The sequence below is a fragment of the Arthrobacter sp. P1_B9 genome, assembly GCF_056406495.1.
The window spans coordinates 479,277-497,386 of the sequence record NZ_JBFUAA010000001.1; the positions used below are offsets into that span (position 1 = coordinate 479,277).

Annotated in this window: 16 protein-coding genes and 2 tRNA genes; 11 read left to right on the forward strand and 7 right to left on the reverse strand. The window is 67.0% G+C overall.

The features are described from left to right. Positions 1-3: 3 nt before the first annotated feature. Entirely contained in the window at positions 4-663 is a 660-nt protein-coding gene (locus tag AC1D1A_RS02080) for a mechanosensitive ion channel family protein (protein WP_028277840.1), read from the reverse strand. Between the two features lie 137 nt (positions 664-800). Here AC1D1A_RS02080 and AC1D1A_RS02085 point away from each other — a divergent pair, with 137 nt between their 5' ends. Beyond that, positions 801-1,826 carry an NAD-dependent epimerase/dehydratase family protein gene (locus AC1D1A_RS02085; protein WP_476947028.1) on the forward strand — a complete coding sequence of 342 codons (1,026 nt, stop codon included), beginning with the start codon at positions 801-803 and terminating at the stop codon, positions 1,824-1,826. A 7-nt stretch (positions 1,827-1,833) separates the two neighbouring features. Here the strand turns inward: AC1D1A_RS02085 and AC1D1A_RS02090 are convergent, their stop codons facing one another. Beyond that, on the reverse strand, positions 1,834-2,319 hold the full coding sequence (locus AC1D1A_RS02090) for an OsmC family protein (protein WP_476947029.1): 486 nt from the start codon (positions 2,317-2,319) through the stop codon (positions 1,834-1,836). Between the two features lie 87 nt (positions 2,320-2,406). Next, positions 2,407-4,962 carry an aminopeptidase N gene (pepN, locus tag AC1D1A_RS02095; RefSeq protein WP_476947069.1) on the reverse strand — a complete coding sequence of 852 codons (2,556 nt, stop codon included), beginning with the start codon at positions 4,960-4,962 and terminating at the stop codon, positions 2,407-2,409. Between the two features lie 379 nt (positions 4,963-5,341). On the opposite strand from pepN, the gene AC1D1A_RS02100 reads away from it, so the two are divergent. From AC1D1A_RS02100 to AC1D1A_RS02110, 3 genes are all read left to right on the forward strand, one after another. Next, positions 5,342-6,343, forward strand: a complete 1,002-nt coding sequence (locus AC1D1A_RS02100) for a hypothetical protein (protein WP_230009138.1) — start codon at positions 5,342-5,344, stop codon at positions 6,341-6,343. A gap of 215 nt (positions 6,344-6,558) precedes the next feature. Then, complete coding sequence (locus AC1D1A_RS02105) at positions 6,559-7,050, forward strand: ribose-5-phosphate isomerase (protein ID WP_290370304.1); 492 nt, start codon at positions 6,559-6,561, stop codon at positions 7,048-7,050. After that, positions 7,050-7,967: an Fpg/Nei family DNA glycosylase gene (locus tag AC1D1A_RS02110; protein ID WP_476947030.1), complete on the forward strand. Its 918-nt coding sequence runs from the start codon at positions 7,050-7,052 to the stop codon at positions 7,965-7,967. Before AC1D1A_RS02105 ends, AC1D1A_RS02110 begins: the two co-directional genes overlap by 1 nt. Before the next feature lie 122 nt (positions 7,968-8,089). Here AC1D1A_RS02110 and AC1D1A_RS02115 read toward each other — a convergent pair. Further along, positions 8,090-8,160, reverse strand: a tRNA-Gly gene (locus tag AC1D1A_RS02115). Positions 8,161-8,292: 132 nt separating this feature from the next. On the opposite strand from AC1D1A_RS02115, the gene AC1D1A_RS02120 reads away from it, so the two are divergent. The 6 genes from AC1D1A_RS02120 to AC1D1A_RS02145 all read left to right on the forward strand — a co-directional run bounded on the left by AC1D1A_RS02120 (position 8,293) and on the right by AC1D1A_RS02145 (position 13,609). Continuing rightward, a tRNA-Pro gene (locus AC1D1A_RS02120) sits at positions 8,293-8,367 on the forward strand. A gap of 68 nt (positions 8,368-8,435) precedes the next feature. Next, positions 8,436-9,830, forward strand: coding sequence for a trigger factor (tig, locus tag AC1D1A_RS02125; RefSeq protein WP_476850146.1), 1,395 nt, complete (start codon positions 8,436-8,438; stop codon positions 9,828-9,830). Between the two features lie 308 nt (positions 9,831-10,138). Then, positions 10,139-10,777: an ATP-dependent Clp protease proteolytic subunit gene (locus AC1D1A_RS02130; protein WP_028277848.1), complete on the forward strand. Its 639-nt coding sequence runs from the start codon at positions 10,139-10,141 to the stop codon at positions 10,775-10,777. 38 nt (positions 10,778-10,815) lie between these two features. Beyond that, complete coding sequence (locus AC1D1A_RS02135) at positions 10,816-11,475, forward strand: ATP-dependent Clp protease proteolytic subunit (protein ID WP_026266422.1); 660 nt, start codon at positions 10,816-10,818, stop codon at positions 11,473-11,475. 131 nt (positions 11,476-11,606) lie between these two features. After that, positions 11,607-12,890: an ATP-dependent Clp protease ATP-binding subunit ClpX gene (clpX, locus tag AC1D1A_RS02140; protein ID WP_476856918.1), complete on the forward strand. Its 1,284-nt coding sequence runs from the start codon at positions 11,607-11,609 to the stop codon at positions 12,888-12,890. Positions 12,891-13,003: 113 nt separating this feature from the next. Continuing rightward, positions 13,004-13,609, forward strand: coding sequence for a mycothiol-dependent nitroreductase Rv2466c family protein (locus tag AC1D1A_RS02145; protein ID WP_459386006.1), 606 nt, complete (start codon positions 13,004-13,006; stop codon positions 13,607-13,609). A 541-nt stretch (positions 13,610-14,150) separates the two neighbouring features. Here AC1D1A_RS02145 and AC1D1A_RS02150 read toward each other — a convergent pair. Together AC1D1A_RS02150 and AC1D1A_RS02155 are read right to left on the reverse strand one after the other, a co-directional pair. Then, positions 14,151-14,297, reverse strand: coding sequence for a hypothetical protein (locus AC1D1A_RS02150; RefSeq protein ID WP_155855732.1), 147 nt, complete (start codon positions 14,295-14,297; stop codon positions 14,151-14,153). A gap of 1 nt (position 14,298) precedes the next feature. After that, complete coding sequence (locus AC1D1A_RS02155) at positions 14,299-14,772, reverse strand: DUF6325 family protein (RefSeq protein ID WP_243177222.1); 474 nt, start codon at positions 14,770-14,772, stop codon at positions 14,299-14,301. A gap of 285 nt (positions 14,773-15,057) precedes the next feature. Between AC1D1A_RS02155 and AC1D1A_RS02160 the strand changes: the two genes are divergently transcribed. Then, positions 15,058-15,351 (forward strand): putative quinol monooxygenase, encoded by a 294-nt coding sequence (locus tag AC1D1A_RS02160; RefSeq protein WP_290370347.1) that lies wholly within the window; start codon positions 15,058-15,060, stop codon positions 15,349-15,351. A 90-nt stretch (positions 15,352-15,441) separates the two neighbouring features. Here the strand turns inward: AC1D1A_RS02160 and valS are convergent, their stop codons facing one another. Then, positions 15,442-18,060, reverse strand: a complete 2,619-nt coding sequence (gene valS / locus AC1D1A_RS02165; protein ID WP_476947031.1) for a valine--tRNA ligase — start codon at positions 18,058-18,060, stop codon at positions 15,442-15,444. Between the last annotated feature and the right edge of the window lie 50 nt (positions 18,061-18,110).

Below are 18,110 nucleotides of genomic sequence, written 5' to 3' on the forward strand. Positions count from 1 at the left end.
TCACTATTCTCCGGCCTTCTGCTGGGGTGCGCTGTCGGCCTCGTCCGCCGGGGACGTCTCGGGCGGAATGTATGTGCCCTGGGAGCGGTTGCCCACGCGCAGGATTTCGCCGTTGCGCAGGTACCAGATGGTGCCGTCGTCGGCCCGGACCCGGGTGATCCGCAGGTTCATGGCCTCGACCGTGCCCACCACCTCGGAAGTCTCGATAATGTCGCCAATGCCGTACTGGTCCTCGAAGGTAATGAAGATGCCGGCGAGGAAGTCGCGGATCAACTGCTGGGCCCCGAAGCCGATCGCCACACCGAGGATCCCGACGCTCGTCAGGATGGGAGCCACGTCCACGTTCAGGTACTTGAGCACGTACACGATGGTGAGGACGGCGATCAGGACGCCGACCACGCTGCGGAGCAGTGCGCCGATTGTCTCTGCCCGCTGGACGCGGCGTTCGTGGTCCAGGGCGCGGAACGCCGGAGCCACCCAGCGGAAGTGCGACTTCTTGAAAAGTGTGCTGCCCGCCGCGACCCGTTTGGTGATTCCGGTGATCACGAAGGATGCCACCAGCCACACGGCGACGCCGATGCCCAGGCTGATGAGGCCACCTGGCAGGTTGACAGCCGAGATGTCCGGTGCGGTGATGGGTTCGATGGTGGTCAGGCTGATCATCGGTGAGGGAAAACTCCTTGTTTACTGCAGCCCTGCTGCCGGCCGGCAGCAGGGCTGGGCGTCCGGAAAGACGGCTGGCGTTCGCCGGGCGCATAACGCTCTGGTCTACTTCAACATTAGCGCCGTAGCGTGGCCCCATGCGCATCCTGGTCCTTGGCGGCACCGTCTTCCTGTCAGCTGAAATAGCCCGGCAGGCCCTCGCCGCCGGTCACGACGTCACATGCCTGGCCCGCGGTACCGCCGCCGCGCCGCCCGACGGCGCCACCTGGCTGCGCGCGGACCGCGCGCAGGGGAAGGCCGCGTACCAAGGGGCCGCCGGCAGCGGCGGGTGGGACGCCGTCGTCGACGTCTCGCGGGACCCCGCCCAGGCGCGGGAGGCCCTCGAGACGCTGGCCGGCTCGGCCCGGCACTGGACCTTCATCTCCAGTTGCTCGGTCTACGCTGACCACTCAGTGGCCGGCGAGGCCGAAGACGCCCAGATGCTCCCGCCGCTGGCTCCGGGCACGAAGCTGACCGTGGATAACTACGGCGAGGCCAAGTCCGCGATCGAGCACCTGACCCGGGAACTGGCAGGGGACAAGGCGCACCTGTGCCGCGCCGGCCTGATCGGCGGACCCGGGGACGGCTCCGACCGCTACGGGTACTGGCCGGCCCGATTCGCCCGGGACAACGATCCCGTCCTCGTCCCGGACATCCCCGCCGACGCCACCCAGATCATCGACGTCCGCGACCTCGCGGCCTGGATCCTCACCGCCGCCGAAAACGGAACCACAGGGGCGCTGAACGCCGTCGGTGAGCCGGTGCCCTTTGCCGCCTACCTGGAGGAAGCCCGCCAGCTGGCCGACGCCGACTCCGAGGTGGTTGTCGCCCCCGAGGACTGGCTGGCGTCGCACGGTGCGAACTACTGGGCCGGCCCGGACTCGCTGCCGCTGTGGCTGCCGCCAGGCCACGAGGGCTTCGCGACCCGCAGCAACGACGCTGCCCGGACAGCAGGGCTGCGGCTCCGGCCCTGGATGGACACGCTGCGGGACACCCTGGCGGATGAACGCCGCCGCGGACTCGGCCGTGAACGCAAGGCCGGAATGAGCCCGGAGACGGAGCGCCGGCTGGTGTCCGAGTACCGGGCAGAGGCCTCGGCCGTCCCGGCTGACGGCGCCGCCTGAAAACTATTCAGTCAGCCTGGCCCTCCACTACAGCCGTCGGCTCGTGCAACACCGGGAAGTTCACGCTGCGGGCGATGAAACAGACCTTGTTGGCCTCCACGTGGAGTTCCTCGAGGACATCCGCTGCCGCCGCTTCCGCCACCGTCACCCGGGGCTTCAGCGTGACGGATTCGAACTGCCCGCTGCCGTCCCTGTTGGTCCGCATCAGGCCCTCGGCCCGGTCCTCGTAGGCCGTCACCACAACGCCGTGCTTCACGGCCACGTGCAGGAAGGAGAGCATGTGGCACTGCGAGAGCGCGGCCAGCAGCAGCTGTTCGGGGTTGTAGCGCTCCCGGTCCCCGTGGAAGGTCGGATCGGCCGAGCCGCGCAGCACCGGCAGCCCGGGGATCTCGACGTCGTGGTCCCGTGAGTAACCGCGGTACGAGGACGTCCCGGCCCCGCGGTTCCCGGTCCAGCGGACGGTCAGCGCATAGTGATGTTCGTCAAGGCTCATGACTCCAGCCTAGAACGACAGAACCCCGGCGCCGCACAGGGGCGGCACCGGGGTTCCAGGCTTGCCGGGGGTCCGGTGCCTTGGTCGTTAGCCGACGTCGGCCTGGCGGGCGCGCAGGGCGCGGGCAACGCCGTCGCGGTTCTCCAGCATCATCCGGCGCAGCGCCGAACTGTCCTCCGGCAGCGAGGCCAGGAACTCATCCGTGCGGTCCACCGTGGCCTGCGTGGTCAGCTGGGCCGGGTAGAGCCCGACGACGATCTGCGAGGCCAGCGCGTGGGTGCGGCTTGCCATGATGCCGGGGACGGCCTCGAAGTACTTCTCGGCGTACGGCTCGAGCAGGGACGTGTCCAGGACCCGGGTAAAGCCGGTCACCGCGGAGCCCTGCAGGGCGTTGGACAGATCGCCCTTGACCACAATCGATTCCCAGGCCGCGGCCTTGGCCTCCGGGGTGGGGATGGCGGCCGTGGCCAGGGCCGCCGCGTTCTGGCCGTTGGAGGTGTTGTCGTGCTCCAGTTCCTCGTCGATCCGCTCCTGCCCGGCGCGGCCGCCGGCCACGAGGGAGGCCAGCAGCTCCCACCGCAGGTCCTGGTCCACGCTCAGCCCATCGAGGGAAAGTGAGCCGTCCAGCAGCCCGGAGACCGTGTCCAGCTGCCCGGCGCTGCGGGCCAGCAGGGCGTAGGACTTCACGAACTGGAGCTGGGCGTCCGAGCCGGCCGGCACCGCCGAGGCGAGCTCCCAGAGCTTGTCGGCCGCGGCGACGGCGGTCGCCTCCTGGTGCTCCCCGGCCACGTAGAAGGTCAGCGTGGTGGCCAGCTGCCGGAGCTGGACCAGGATCACGGAGGAATCGGATTCCTCGGCAATGTTGGCGAGGATCAGCTCCACGTACCCGCGGGCCGGGGACTCGCCGTCGCGCGCCGCATCCCAGGCCGAGCCCCACACGAGCGTGCGGGGGAGGCTCTGGCTGAAGTCCTTCAGGTGCGCCGTTGCGGTGGCGAGGGACTTCGGATCCAGGCGCACCTTGGCATAGGCGAGGTCGTCGTCATTGAGCAGGATCAGGTCCGGCTGGGCCAGGCCGGCCAGGGCCGGAACTTCGGTGCGCTCGCCGTCGACGTCGAGCTCCTCGCGGTGCACCCGCTCCAGCTTGCCGGCCCCGTTGAGGTTGTAGAAGCCGACCGCGAGGCGGTGCGGGCGCAGGGTCGGTTCGCTCTCGATCGCCGACTGCACGATGGCGAAGGACTCGATGGTGCCGTCCGCGGCCGCCGAGATTTCCGGTGTCAGGGTGTTCACGCCGGCGGTCTCCAGCCAGAGCTGCCCCCACCGTTCCAGGTCGCGGCCGCTGGCCTTCTCGAGTTCGGCCATGAGGTCGCTGAGCTCGGTGTTCTGCCAGGCGTGCTTGCTGAAGTACTCCCGCACCCCGGACATGAATTGCTCCGGGCCCACCCAGGCGACGAGCTGGCGCAGCACCGACGCGCCCTTGGCGTAGGTGATCCCGTCGAAGTTCACCTCGACGTCCTGGAGGTCGTTGATCTCGGCGAAGATCGGGTGCGTGGTGGGCAGCTGATCCTGCCGGTAGGCCCAGGACTTCTCCACGGAGGCGAACGTGGTCCAGGCGTGGCCGAACTCGGTGTTCTCGACGGCGGCCAGGTGGGACATGTATTCGGCGAAGGACTCGTTGAGCCAGAGGTCGTTCCACCAGCGCATGGTGACGAGGTCGCCGAACCACATGTGCGCGAGCTCGTGCAGCACGGTGATGGCGCGGCGTTCCACCTGGGCGTCGGTGACCTTGCCGCGGAAGACGTAGCCTTCCAGGATGGTGACGGCCCCGGCGTTCTCCATGGCGCCGGCGTTGAACTCCGGCACGAAGAGCTGGTCGTACTTCTCGAACGGGTACGGGCAGCCGAACTGGGCCTCGAAGAACTCGAAGCCCTGCCGGGTGAGCTCGAAGATGTTGTCCGCATCGAGGTACTGCATGAGCGACTTGCGGGCGAAGATGCCCAGCGGGGTGACCTTGCCCGCCGCCGACGTGACCTCGCTGCGCACCGACTGGTACGGCCCGGCGATCAGCGCGGTGACATAGGAGGACAGCCGCGGTGTCGGCGTGAACTCCCAGACAGAGCGGGCGCCCCCATCCGCGCCGGGGATGGTCTCCACCGGCACCGGGGTGGGGGAGTTGGACACGACATCCCAGTGCGAGGGGGCGGTGACGGTGAACGTGAAGCTGGCCTTCAGGTCGGGCTGTTCGAAGACGGCGAACATGCGCCGCGAATCCGGGACCTCGAACTGGGTGTACAGGTAGACCTCGTTGTCCACCGGATCCACGAAGCGGTGCAGGCCTTCACCGGTGTTCATGTACGGGGCGTCGGCGACCACCAGCAGGTGGTTCTCGGCCGCGAGGTCCGGGAGCTGGATCCGGACGCCGTCGGAGACCTCGGCCGGATCCAGTTCACGGCCGTTGAGGCTCACGCTGTGCACGGCGTGGGTGACGGCGTCGATGAAGGTCGACGAGCCCGGCTTGGCCCGGAACTTCACGGCCGTGGTGGAGCCGAAGACCTTCTCGCCGCGGGTCAGGTCCAGGCTGACCTCGTAGGAGTCGACGTCGATCAGGGCGGCGCGCTCGCGGGCTTCGGCGCGGGTCAGGTTCATACCGGGCAAAGGGGCCTCCAGAAGAAGATGGATACTGCCGGCCGGCCGCGGCCGCGGTCGCCGGCGATACTGTGAAATTATTCTTTCACGTTAGCGGCCCTTGGCAAGTTAGCCCGGTCACAACCGGCCCCAAGGCCTCTGCATCCAGCCCCACGATTTGCCACGAATGGCCGCTTAGCCGATGCCCTTGGCGGCCATTCGTGTCAGATGGGTGCGGTTGGGGCGGCCACGTTGACGTTGCCCCGGCGGTCTCTTCTTGCTCGTGGCGAGGTCCGGGCGCCGGACTACGTGCCTGATCCCACATTTGCTTCCCGTCCACCTCCTGACCTGCGCGCACGTCCCCAGATCCATCAAGGGGCGTCCGCGGTAGCGTTGGAGCATGGGAAAGATCCGTGACTCCGTCGATGCCAGGGCGCTGCGCTTTGCCATCGGTTTCCCCCTGATGCTGGCGGCAGGATTCGTGGTGTGTGCGCTTCTGGTACGCCCGGATCTGCCCGAGCCGCTGGCCGTCCGCTGGACCGCCGCCGGTGCCGCCGACTTCGCGCCGTTCGTGACGGTCGCGGGAGCCGGAGCCTCGCTGATCGTGGTGATTGGCTGGGCCGTGCTGCTGCAGGCCGTGCCGCTGTCGCGCCCCGCGATGATGCGCCGCATCATGATGGGCGCCGGCCTGTCCATGAGCCTGTTCGTCACCACAGTCCTTGCCGCCGTGCTTGTGGGCCAGCTGGGCCTGCCCGATGCGCGGGGATCCCATGTGGACGCCTCGGTCCTGGCTCTCGGCAGCGGCGCGGCCCTCGGCCTGGGCGTTGTGATGGGTTTTGTCTTCAAGGCCGACGAGCGCTGGTCCGTTGATGACGACGTCGCCGTCCGGCAGGCGCTCGAGCGTGAACAGGATCCGGATTTGGCCAGGGACCGGGTCAGCCTCTGGGTCCACGCCCGCAGCTCCATCTTCGTCATGCTCGGCATCGCAACGCTTCTGCCGGCCGCCCTCCTGACCGTCGCCGTGCCGTGGCTATCTGTCCTCCTGGTGGCGGCGGCCCTGGTGGCCGCGGCGTTCCTGGTGGCCCGGATCCGGGTCGACCGCGGCGGCCTGCACGTCTTCGCGGCAGGCTTCGTCCGGGTCATGGAAGTTCCGGCCGCGGCCATCGACGCCGCGACGCCCAGGGACGTCACGGCGGCGGACTATGGCGGGTGGGGCTACCGGACCCATGGCAACACCACCGCGATGCTGGTCAGCAGCGGCCCCGCGGTGGTCATCGACCGCTCGGACGGGCGCCGGCTGGCGGTGAGCGGCGGCAGTGCCACCGCGGCGGACAATATCGCCCAAACGCTGTCCCGGGTGGCGGACAGGGCCCGGCGGAACGGCGGGACCACCGCCGTGTAGCACGGCCGTGTAGCACGGCGGTGTCGGTCCCCGGTGGAGTAGGACGGTGGAGCAGGACGGCGGAGTACGACGGCGTGCCGGGCCTGTGTAACACGACCGTCCAGTGAGGGGTTCGGCGGGCTGCAGCAAGGTCCCGGGAGGCCCGGCCTAGTAGGCTTGGACCAGACCCCAACCGCCCCGGCCGCCGCCCGGCGCCGCAACCGAACGGAACAGCCGTGACCATTTCTGACCTGCCCCGCGTGCACATTGCCACCGACCACGCCGGAATGGAGCTCAGCGCCCACCTGGTCAGCCACCTCGGCGCCAAGGGCTATGAGGTGGTGGACCACGGACCGAAGGTCTACGACGCCCTGGATGACTACCCGTCGTTCTGCATCAACGCCGCCCTCGCCGTCGTCGCGGACCAGGAGGCCGGAACCCACGCCCTCGGCATAGTCCTCGGCGGCTCTGGCAATGGCGAGCAGATCGCCGCCAACAAGGTCAAGGGCGTCCGCGCCGCGCTGGCCTGGAACCTGTCCACCGCCCAGCTGGCACGTGAGCACAACGACGCCAACGTCGTCGCCGTCGGCGGCCGCCAGCACAGCGTCGACGAGGCCACGGAAATCATCGAGGCGTTCCTGGCCGAACCCTTCAGCAACGATGAGCGCCACGTCCGCCGGATCGGCAAGATCGCCACGTACGAGCGCACCGGCGAGGTCATCGACTAGTGCCGGAGGGGCATTCCGTCCACCGGCTGGCCCGCCAGTTCGGGGACGTCTTCGCGGGGGAGCGGCTCGCGGTCTCCAGTCCGCAGGGCCGGTTTGCCCAGGGCGCGGCGCTGCTGGACGGCCACACCCTCGTCAGTTCCGTGGCGCACGGGAAGCACCTCTTCCTGGAGTTCGGGCACGGGCTTCTCCTGCATGTCCACCTGGGCCTCTATGGCGCCTGGGATTTCGGCGGTGACGCCACCTTCCGCGGCGCCTCCAGCATTGGCGCGCCCCGGAAGGTGGGGGAGCGGGAAGTCTACGACGACGCTGAGGCGGCCGGGCTGGCCGCATATGAGGGCCCGCCCGCGCCGGTCGGTGCCGTCCGCGTCCGGCTCGCCGGCGCGCACGGCTGGGCCGATCTCCGCGGCGCGACCACGTGCGAGGCGATCACGGACGCGGAAGCGGCGGCCGTACTGGCGCGGCTCGGCCCGGACCCGCTGCGGAACCTTCCGGGAGACCGGGACACCTTCAGCGCCAGCGTGGCGGCCAAACGCACACCGCTGGCGGCCCTGCTGATGGACCAAAAGGTGATTGCCGGCGTCGGGAACGTCTACCGGGCCGAACTCCTGTTCCGGCAGCGGCTCAACCCCTGGCTGCCCGGCGCCGAACTGTCACCGGACGCGGCCCGCCGGCTCTGGGACGACACCGCGGCCATGATGACCGACGGCGTCCGGGACGGCCGGATCATCACGACGCCGCCGCAGTACTGGAACGGGGCCGGAGCCGGCATATCCCGCGGCGTCCTGCCGGCCCCGGACGAGGCCCACTTCGTCTACCGGCGGCACGGACTCGGCTGCAGGGACTGCGGAACGCCGGTGGCGCTGACCCAGCTCGGCGCCAGGAAGCTTTACTGGTGCCCGGCCTGCCAGCAGGCCTGAGCCGGTACGCCTGCCGTTCCACGCCTGCCCTTGCACGCCTGCCCTTCCAAGCTCCGTCCGCCGGGGCCCGGAGGGGAACGAAAAAAGCCCCTCCGGAGAGGGGCTTTTTCGTCATATTTCTGAGGGGACGACGGGAATCGAACCCGCGTAATCAGTTTGGAAGACTGAGGCTTTACCATTAAGCTACGTCCCCGGGGATCTCACTGGAACTCCAGCAAAACTTCCGGGCGGCTGTTCAAGCCGGATACAACTAAACCCAATTCAAGGCCCCGGTGTCAAATGTGCAAATCGGCACAGTATGACCGTAGACTGTTCTGTGCACTTACGGGGTGTAGCTCAGCTTGGCTAGAGCGCCTGCTTTGGGAGCAGGAAGTCGCAGGTTCAAATCCTGTCACCCCGACTCTGCAAGCACTGCCAGCACGTGGCAATGCAGAACCCCATACCCCCCACACCAGGAGTACTTAGACTGTGAAGAGCGCTGTCGAGAACCTCACCCCCACGCGGGTCAAGCTCAATGTTGAGGTCCCCTTTGAGGAATTGAAGCCCAGCATCGCAGAGGCATACAAGACTGTTGCTTCGCAGATCCAGGTCCCCGGTTTCCGCAAGGGCAAGGTCCCCTCCAAGCTCATTGACCAGCGCGTTGGCCGCGGCTACGTCCTGGAGACGGCCATCAACGAAGGCCTCAACGGCTGGTACCAGGCCGCCGTGCAGGAAACCGGCATCCGCCCGCTGAGCCGTCCCGAGGTCGAGATCACCGAGGTTCCGGACCCGTCCGCCACCGACGGCGAGCTCAAGTTCCACGCCGAGGTTGACATCCGCCCCGAAATCGAACTGCCCGACTACGCCGGCATCAAGGTTGAGGTCGCCGCCGCCGAGTCCTCCGACGCCGACGTCGACAAGGCCCTGGACGAGCTCCGCGGCCGCTTCGGCACGCTGAAGTCCGTGGACCGCCCGGCCGCCGATGGCGACTTCCTGACGATCGACATCGCAGCCTCGATCGACGGCGCCGATGTTGACTCCGCTTCCGGCCTGTCCTACCAGGTTGGCGCCGGCACCATGCTCGAAGGCCTCGACGAGGCCGTCACCGGCCTCAGCGCCGACGAGGACGCCATCTTTGACACCACGCTGGTCGGCGGCGAGCACGCCGGCGAGTCCGCTCAGGTCAAGGTCACCGTCAAGGCCGTCAAGGAGCGCGAGCTCCCCGTCGCCGACGACGACTTCGCCCAGCTCGCCAGCGAATTCGACACCCTCGCCGAACTCCGTGAGGACCTCGCCAAGCAGGCCGCCGAGTCCAAGATTGTTGACCAGGGCGTCGAGGCCCGCGACAAGGTCCTGGACAAGCTCGTTGAGCTCGTCGAGGTTCCCGTCCCGGCGTCGATCGTCGAAGAGCAGCTCGAGCAGCACTTCAACGCCGAAAACGCCCACGGTGAAGGCGAGCACGACACCGAGGAGCACCGCGCCGAGGTCAAGGCCAACACCGAGCGCGCCTTCCAGAACGAGATCATCCTCGACGCCATCGCGGAGAAGGAAGAAGTCAACGTCAGCCAGAACGAGCTGATCGACTACATCGTCACCACCGCCAGCCAGTACGGCATGGATCCGAACCAGTTCGCCCAGATCATCGATCAGAGCGGCCAGGTGCCCATGATGGTTTCCGAGGTCCGCCGCCGCAAGGCACTGGCCGTCGTGCTGGGCCAGGCCGAGGTCACCGACTCCGAGGGCAACAAGGTTGACCTGAGCGACTTCGTCCGCCCCGGCGACGAAGCCGCCCCGGCCGCCGAGACCGTTGAGGACGAAGCGGCTTCGGCAGAAGCCAGCACCGAGGCCACGCCGAGCGATGACCCCGCAGCAGTGAAGTTCTAGCAGTCACTGAGACTTAGAACAGTCGGCCCCCGGATCACCGATCCGGGGGCCGTCTGTTTTAAGCCCCCGCCTGCGGCCATGCCCGGCCGGCACGGTCTGTTCGGGAGCCGGGAAGGGCCCGCATCCAGGACCCGGCGCGCGGGGTCCCGGCAATCGTGCGCCGTCAGCGAACAGCCCGGCGCCAGCGAACAAAGCGGGCGTGAAAACGGTTAGTGTCGCTGTAGGAAAGTTCAGTGATGTCGTCCAGTGGCGTCACCGTCGCCAGCGAGAGGTAAGTACATATGTCACAGCAAGCAGGGACACCCCGGATGGCCACGGTCGATCCGGCAGCCCAGGATAACTACATTTACAACCGCCTGCTGAAAGAGCGCATCATCTGGCTCGGCTCCGAGGTCCGCGACGATAACGCCAACGCGATCTGCTCCCAGCTGCTGCTGCTCTCGGCGGAGAATCCTGAAAGGGACATCTACCTTTACATCAACTCACCCGGCGGCTCCGTCACCGCCGGCATGGCCATCTACGACACCATGCAGTTCATCCCGAACGATGTTGTCACGGTCGCCACCGGCCTCGCCGCGTCCATGGGCCAGTTCCTGCTCTCCTCCGGCACCAAGGGCAAGCGCTACGCCACCCCCAACGCCCGCATCCTCATGCACCAGCCCTCCGGCGGCATCGGCGGCACGGCGTCGGACATCAAGATCCAGGCCGAGCTGATCCTGCACATGAAGAAAGTCATGGCCGAGCTGACCGCGGACCAGACCGGCCAGAGTGTGGACACCATCCTCAAGGACAACGACCGCGACAAGTGGTTCACGGCCCCGGAAGCCCTCGAATACGGCTTCTTCGACAAGATCGCCGCACACGCCGGATCCGTGGCAGGCGGCGGCGGAACCAACGCCAACGGCTCCGGGAACAGCGGCGGCGCTGCGACAGCCACCGAGAACTGACCGGCAGGTAGACAGCAATGAATTCAGGAGCAATGAACATGAACTACAACTTCGGTTCGACTGCCGGCAACCTGCCGAGCAGCCGCTACGTGCTGCCCCAGTTCGAAGAGCGCACCCCCTACGGCTTCAAGCGCCAGGACCCGTACACCAAGCTGTTCGAGGACCGCATCATCTTCCTCGGCGTCCAGGTTGACGACGCCTCGGCCGACGACGTCATGGCCCAGCTGCTGGTGCTCGAGTCCACCGACCCGGACCGCGACATCACGCTCTACATCAACTCGCCTGGCGGTTCCTTCACCGCCATGACCGCGATCTACGACACCATGACGTACATCCGGCCCGAGATCCAGACCGTCTGCCTCGGCCAGGCGGCCAGCGCCGCCGCCGTGCTGCTCGCGGCCGGCACGCCGGGCAAGCGCCTCGCACTGCCGAACGCCCGCGTACTGATCCACCAGCCTTCGCTGTCCGGCGGACAGGGCGGGCAGGCCTCGGACCTGGAGATCCAGGCCGCCGAGGTCATGCGCATGCGCTCCTGGCTCGAGGACACGCTGGCCAAGCACTCCGGCCGGACGCCGGAACAGGTCAACAACGACATCGAGCGGGACAAGATCCTCACGGCCGCCGAGGCCATGCAGTACGGCCTCATTGACCAGGTCCTCGATTCCCGCAAGATCAAGCCCCAGGCAATCGCGCGCTAATCAGCAATCCGCGGCGCCGGTGCGGCATTTTTACTTGGCCGCACCGGTGTCCGCTTTCCACCCAACGGGCCCAAAGTGACCTAGAGTGGAACATGTCACAGCCAGCAGCAAGCTACTAAAGGGGTTCACACATGGCTCGGATTGGCGAGAGCACAGATCTGCTGAAGTGTTCTTTCTGCGGAAAGAGCCAGAAGCAGGTCCGCAAGCTCATTGCCGGGCCCGGCGTCTACATCTGCGACGAGTGCATCGAACTCTGCAACGAGATCATCGAAGAGGAACTCGCGGAAGTAGCTGACCTGGGCAGTTTCGAGTTGCCCAAGCCCCGCGAAATCTTTGATTTCCTGCAGGAATACGTGATTGGCCAGGAACCCGCCAAGCGTTCGCTCGCCGTCGCGGTGTACAACCACTACAAGCGGATCCAGGCCGGCCACGCGCCGAAGAGCGGCAGCCTCGCCGACGGCGTGCACCACGACGACGTCGAGATCGCCAAGTCCAACATCCTGCTGATCGGACCCACCGGCTGCGGCAAGACCTATCTGGCCCAAACCCTCGCCCGCCGCCTCAACGTCCCGTTCGCCGTCGCCGACGCCACGGCCCTGACCGAAGCCGGCTACGTCGGTGAGGACGTTGAAAACATCCTCCTCAAACTCATCCAGGCCGCCGACTACGACGTCAAAAAGGCCGAGCAGGGCATCATCTACATCGATGAGATCGACAAGATCTCACGCAAGAGCGAGAATCCGTCCATTACCCGGGACGTCTCGGGGGAGGGCGTGCAGCAGGCGCTCCTGAAAATCCTCGAGGGCACGGTGGCCTCGGTCCCGCCGCAGGGCGGACGCAAGCACCCGCACCAGGAATTCATCCAGATCGACACCACCAACGTGCTCTTCATCGTGGCCGGCGCCTTCGCGGGGCTCGAGGACATCATCGGTTCGCGGTCCGGGCGCAAGGGCATCGGATTCGGCGCCCCGCTCAACGAGGTCAAGAACACCACGGATTCCTACGGCGAGGTCATGCCGGAAGACCTGCTCAAGTTCGGGCTGATCCCGGAGTTCATCGGCCGGTTGCCCGTCATCACCACCGTCTCCAACCTGGACCGCGCCGCGCTCATCCAGATCCTCTCGACGCCGAAGAATGCCCTCGTCAAGCAGTACCAGAAGATGTTCCAGCTCGACGGCGTCGAGCTCATCTTCGAGGACGAGGCCCTCAACACCATTGCCGACCAGGCGCTGGAGCGCGGCACCGGGGCCCGGGGGCTGCGCGCCATCATGGAGGAAGTCCTGCTCCCGGTCATGTTCGACCTCCCCAGCCGCGACGACGTCGCCAGCGTCGTGATCACCGAAGAGGTCGTGACCAAGAAGGCGACGCCCACGATGATCGCCCACGACGAGGTCAAACGGCGCAAATCCGCCTGATCCGGAATATTAACGCGGCCAAGGTCGCTGTAATTTTTAGCGCGCCGTGTGCGTGATCCGCGCCGGCGCTTTCCCCGCAGACTTCCCTAAGGAGAACACCTGTGTCTGAAACCATGACCAACAAAGCCGACTTCTGGTTCGACCCGATGTGCCCCTTCGCCTGGGTCACCTCCCGCTGGATCGGTGAAGTCGAAGAAGTCCGCGACATCAAGACCGAGTGGCATGTCATGAGCCTCGCCGTGCTCAATGAGGGCCGCGAGGAACTGCCCGAGCAGTACCGCGAGTTCATGAAGAAGGCGTGGGCTCCGGTCCGCGTCATCACCGCCGCCGCTGAACAGCACGGTGCCGAATTCATCAAGGCGCTCTATGACTCCATGGGCACCAAGATCCACAACGAAGGCATCAAGGACATTGACGAGGTCATCGCCAAGTCGCTGGCCGAGGCCGGACTGCCGGCCGAGCTTGCCGCCGCGGGCCAGAGCGACGAATTCGATGCAAAGCTGCGCGCCAGCCACGAGGCAGGCATCTCGCTGGTCGGACAGGACGTGGGCACACCCGTCGTCGCCTTCAACGGCACGGCCTTCTTCGGCCCGGTCCTGACGCGCATCCCGCGCGGCGAGGAAGCAGGACAGATCTGGGACGCCACGGTGACCCTGGCATCCTTCCCGTACTTCTTCGAAATCAAGCGCAGCCGTACCGAAAGCCCGGTCTTTAACTAGGCCTGAACACGCCGGGCCGGGCCGCTGCCCGGCCTCCCGGGAGCCCCGGCAGAACTACTCCGATGTAGTTCTGCCGGGGCTCTTGTGCACAGCAGGCCGGAGGACAACAATGGAACTTACCCACTTCGAAAGAAGAGGGACGCAGGAACCAAAGATTCAGTGACACTCATCCGACGCAGCCTTCGGCAAAGTCAGATGATGGCTACCAGTGACGAGGTAGGAAGACCTGAAAGTCTAAGGATCCCGCCAGATTGTCTATGACGTCACGTGACAATCGAAAAGTCGAAGCCCCACCAACGGCTAACGCTGATGGGGCTTCCCCTTTGCCCAAAAACACTTTGCTTTGCCCAAAAACACCTTGCCCAAAAACAGTGCGGCCCAAAGCAGTGTGACCAAATTCGTCAGATCGCCGTCCAGGGGCGCTTCCCCGGTTGGGGGAGCGGGCATTGTTCAGGTGCGCACGACCCGGGAGGAGTCATGCGCACCTGCGGGTGCCCGGGGCCGGCTCCGCGTTGTCAGTCGCGGGGGTCAGCCGCGGGTGTTAGTCGCGGCGGTCTTCCCGGCGGTCGCCGCGGTCGTCACGGCGGTCTTCCCGCCGGTCGCCGCGACGGTTGATCCCGTGGGCGACGACAACGGCCCCGCCGACGGCGGCTGCGGTCCTGCGTCTGCGTCGTGCTGCCAGTGGCATGTCAGGCTCCTTCTATCGCTTCTTCAGGGGACTGGTCTTCGGCGTCGGCCTGGAAGGCGGCGATGACGGCCTGGGTCGGGATCCGGCCGCTGGCCACGAGTTGGCCGCCGGCCTTACGGACTGCCGTGCCGAACGGGGCCGCCCACAGGTTCTCCCAGACGAGCACCGCGGCGGAGTGGCCGGGCGCGATCGTCTCGGCCAGGTCCATGACATCCTGCTCAGAGAGCACCATGGCCAGGTCGGCCTCGGCCGTGCGCACCTCGCCGAGCTCGCTCGGGTCCAGATCGGAGATCTCCGCCGTCTCGAGAGTGCCGTCCTCCATCTTCCTCAGGAACACCATGTCGAGCACCCTGACGAGGTCACGCTGGACCAGGTCCTCCAGGAATGGGGCGATCTGGCCCTTGCCGAAATCGGGTCCGGGGAATTCAACGACGATCCAGTCGACCGGCCCCAGTTCATCGAGTGTCTCAGTCATGCGTATGACCTCCGCTTCTTCTTGGGGTTCGAGGCGATCCGACGGACCGCTGCACCTTCATTCTGTGCCCCCGGTGAGGTGCGGCGCCTCACCCGTGCCGGGTGACCTCACGCCTCAGCGGTAGATCTGCTTGAGCTGCCCCGGGTTCCGGGCCGAAGGAACAAGCCCGGCGGCCCGGCTGTTGCTTCCAATGACGGGGCAGCGGTCCCCGTGCCGTGATCTCCGGGCAACCCGCCCGGTTGTACCCGGTTTTGTCCTGTCCCCACCTGCGAACATTGGAGCGCCATGCCCGTTACAGCCCATCTCGACTTGAACGTCAAAGCCGAAGCCCTGCCCACGGCGCCCGCGGTGCTCCGCGATATTCTCTCCGATACGCGCGCCTTTGACGGCTGCCTCGGGGTCGACGTGCTGGTCGACAGCGCGGATCCGGCGCATTTTCTCGTGGTCGAACAGTGGGTATCGATGGAACACGACGCCGCCTATCGCGCCTGGCGCGCAGGCGACGGCGCTAGCGGGCTGGCAGAACTCCTGGCCGCCCCGCCGGTGCTGACGCACTTCGAGACGTCCTTCGCGGTCTGAGCCTCCCCGCGACGCCGAAGGGGCCCCGCCGGATCAGAATTGCTTCTCTGAACCGGGCCGAGGGCCCCTTCGTGTTGTTTCCGCCGGAGACTACGCCTGGACGGGCGGCTCGGCAGGTGCCAGCACGACGTCGCTGACGGCCAGTTCACCCTCGCCGGCGACAAGCGCCAGTTCACGGGCGTTGGCCGCGGCCTTGAGGTCGGCGAGGCCGGCCTTGAGCTGGGTCGTGAGGGATTCCGAGGCCGTGATCGTCGCGGACAGCACCTCGGTGCGCTGCTTGACCTTGGCCTCGGACTTGGCCTTGCGAATGCCGCTGAGCGCGGTGCCGACCGTGGCCAGGAGGGTAGTGTCGCCGTCGACCGCGATGGCGGAGGGCCACTGGGCGCGGTGCACGGAACCGGTGCGCCACCAGCTCCAGACTTCCTCCGTGGCGAACGGCAGGAACGGCGCGAAGAGCCGCAGGAGGGTGTCCATGCTCGTCGCGAGGGCGGCCAGCACGGATGCCTGCTGCTCCTCGCCTGCCGCACCGTAGGCACGGTCCTTGATGAGTTCCACATAGTCGTCGGTGAAGTTCCAGAAGAAGCTCTCGGTGATCTGCAGCGCCCGGGCGTAGTCGTAGCCCTCGAATGCCTTGGTCGCCTGCTCGACGACGTCGGCGAGCTGGGCCAGGACGGCCCGGTCTAAGGGGTTGCTCAGCACGGACAGGTCGCCGGAGACGACCGAGTCCTCGGTGGCGCCCAGGTTCAGGACGAACTTGGAGGCGTTGAGCAGCTTGATGGCCAGGCGGCGGCCGATCTTCATCTGCGCGATCTCGTAGGCGGTGTCAGCGCCGAGCTTGGCCGAGGCAGCCCAGTAGCGCACGGCGTCGGAGCCGTACTCCTCCAGCACATCCGTGGGCACAATGACGTTGCCCTTGGACTTGGACATCTTCTTCCGGTCCGGGTCCAGGATCCAGCCGGAGATGGCCGCGTGCTTCCACGGTGCGGTCTTCTGCAGCGCGTCGGCGCGGACGGCGGAGGAGAACAGCCAGGTCCGGATGATGTCATGGCCCTGCGGGCGCACGTCGAAGGGGTAGACCTTGGCGAAGAGCGCCTCGTCGGTGCTCCAGCCGCCCACAATCTGGGGGGTCAGGGAGGACGTGGCCCAGGTGTCGAGGACGTCCGCGTCGCCGGTGAAGCCGCCGGGCACGTCGCGCTGGGCTTCCTCGTAGCCGGGGGCCGCATCTGCCGCGGGGTCCACGGGCAGCTGCGCGTCCGACGGGACGATCGGTGCGTCGTATTCGGGGTTGCCGTCGGCATCCAGGGGGTACCAGACCGGTACCGGCACGCCGAAGAAGCGCTGGCGGGACACGAGCCAGTCGCCGTTGAGCCCCGAGATCCAGTTCTCGTAGCGGGAGCGCATGAAGGCGGGGTGGAACTCGATCTCGTTGCCGCGGCCGATCAGCCGTTCGCGCCGGTCCTCGTCGCGTCCGCCGTTGCGGATGTACCACTGGCGTGAGGTGACGACCTCGAGGGGCTTGTCGCCCTTCTCGAAGAAGTTCACCGGGTGCATGATCTTCTTGGGCTCGCCGTCAAGCAGTTCCGCGGCGGCCAGGAGCTCCACCACGGACTCCTTGGCACTGAACACCGTCTTGCCGGCGATGGCCGCGAAGTTGGCGCGGCCTTCTTCGGTGGTGATCCACTCCGGGGTCTCGCCGATGATGCGGCCGTCGCGGCCCACGATCGCGCGGGTGGGCAGCTGCAGTTCGCGCCACCAGGTGACGTCGGTGAGGTCGCCGAAGGTGCAGACCATGGCGACGCCGGAGCCCTTGTCTGCCTTGGCCAGCGGGTGGGCCTTGACCTCTACCTCGACACCGAACAGGGGAGAGGTGACCTTCTTGCCGAACAGCGGCTTGTAGCGCTCGTCGTCGGGGTTGGCCACGAGCGCGGCGCAGGCGGCCAGCAGCTCGGGGCGGGTGGTTTCGATGAAGATCTTTTCGCCGTCTTCGGTGAAGAAGGGGTAGCGGTAGTAGGCGCCAGCGACTTCGCGGTCTTCGAGCTCGGCCTGGGCCACGGCGGTGCGGAACGTGACATCCCACAGGGTGGGGGCCTCGGCCATGTACGCGTCGCCTGCGGCCAGGTTGGCCAGGAAAGCGCGCTGCGAGATGGCGCGGGACTTGTCATCGATCGTCCGGTAGGTCAGATCCCAGTCCACGGACAGGCCCAGGGTCTGGAACAGGTGCTCGAAGACCTTCTCGTCCTCGACCGCGAGCTCCTCGCACAGCTCGATGAAGTTCTTGCGGGAGATGACGTCGAAGTCGCGCTGGTTCTTGGCGGGCTCGGCCGGGGGGCGGTAGCCGGCGTCGTAGGCGATCGCGGGATCGCAGCGCACCCCGTAGTAGTTCTGCACGCGGCGCTCGGTGGGCAGGCCGTTGTCGTCCCAGCCCATGGGGTAGAAGACGTTCTTGCCGGTCATGCGCTGATAGCGCGCCAGGACGTCGGTCTGGGTGTAGGAGAACATGTGTCCCACGTGGAGGGATCCCGATGCCGTGGGCGGGGGAGTGTCGATCGAGTAGACCTGCTCCCGGGTGGTGTCCGGGTTGAACTTGTAGGTCCCTTCGCCAAGCCAGCGCTGCGTAAGCGCCTCTTCCAGCCCCTCCAGGGCGGGCTTGTCCGGAACGTTGATGGGGGCGGTGGTGGGCGTGTCTGTACCCTGATTGTCTTCAGCCATGGGCCAATTCTTCCACTAACTCCCATCCCCTGATGTACGGGATGCGGCCG

Coding starts and splice junctions, on each gene's coding strand:
- AC1D1A_RS02100 (WP_230009138.1), top strand. CDS start 5,342: ATGGGAAAGATCCGTGACTCCGTCGATGCCAGGGCGCTGCGCTTTGCC.
- AC1D1A_RS02160 (WP_290370347.1), top strand. CDS start 15,058: ATGCCCGTTACAGCCCATCTCGACTTGAACGTCAAAGCCGAAGCCCTG.
- AC1D1A_RS02090 (WP_476947029.1), bottom strand. CDS start 2,319: ATGAGCCTTGACGAACATCACTATGCGCTGACCGTCCGCTGGACCGGG.
- AC1D1A_RS02080 (WP_028277840.1), bottom strand. CDS start 663: ATGATCAGCCTGACCACCATCGAACCCATCACCGCACCGGACATCTCG.
- AC1D1A_RS02150 (WP_155855732.1), bottom strand. CDS start 14,297: ATGCCACTGGCAGCACGACGCAGACGCAGGACCGCAGCCGCCGTCGGC.
- AC1D1A_RS02155 (WP_243177222.1), bottom strand. CDS start 14,772: ATGACTGAGACACTCGATGAACTGGGGCCGGTCGACTGGATCGTCGTT.
- pepN (WP_476947069.1), bottom strand. CDS start 4,962: ATGAACCTGACCCGCGCCGAAGCCCGCGAGCGCGCCGCCCTGATCGAC.
- AC1D1A_RS02085 (WP_476947028.1), top strand. CDS start 801: ATGCGCATCCTGGTCCTTGGCGGCACCGTCTTCCTGTCAGCTGAAATA.
- valS (WP_476947031.1), bottom strand. CDS start 18,060: ATGGCTGAAGACAATCAGGGTACAGACACGCCCACCACCGCCCCCATC.
- clpX (WP_476856918.1), top strand. CDS start 11,607: ATGGCTCGGATTGGCGAGAGCACAGATCTGCTGAAGTGTTCTTTCTGC.
- AC1D1A_RS02130 (WP_028277848.1), top strand. CDS start 10,139: ATGGCCACGGTCGATCCGGCAGCCCAGGATAACTACATTTACAACCGC.
- AC1D1A_RS02135 (WP_026266422.1), top strand. CDS start 10,816: ATGAACTACAACTTCGGTTCGACTGCCGGCAACCTGCCGAGCAGCCGC.
- AC1D1A_RS02145 (WP_459386006.1), top strand. CDS start 13,004: ATGACCAACAAAGCCGACTTCTGGTTCGACCCGATGTGCCCCTTCGCC.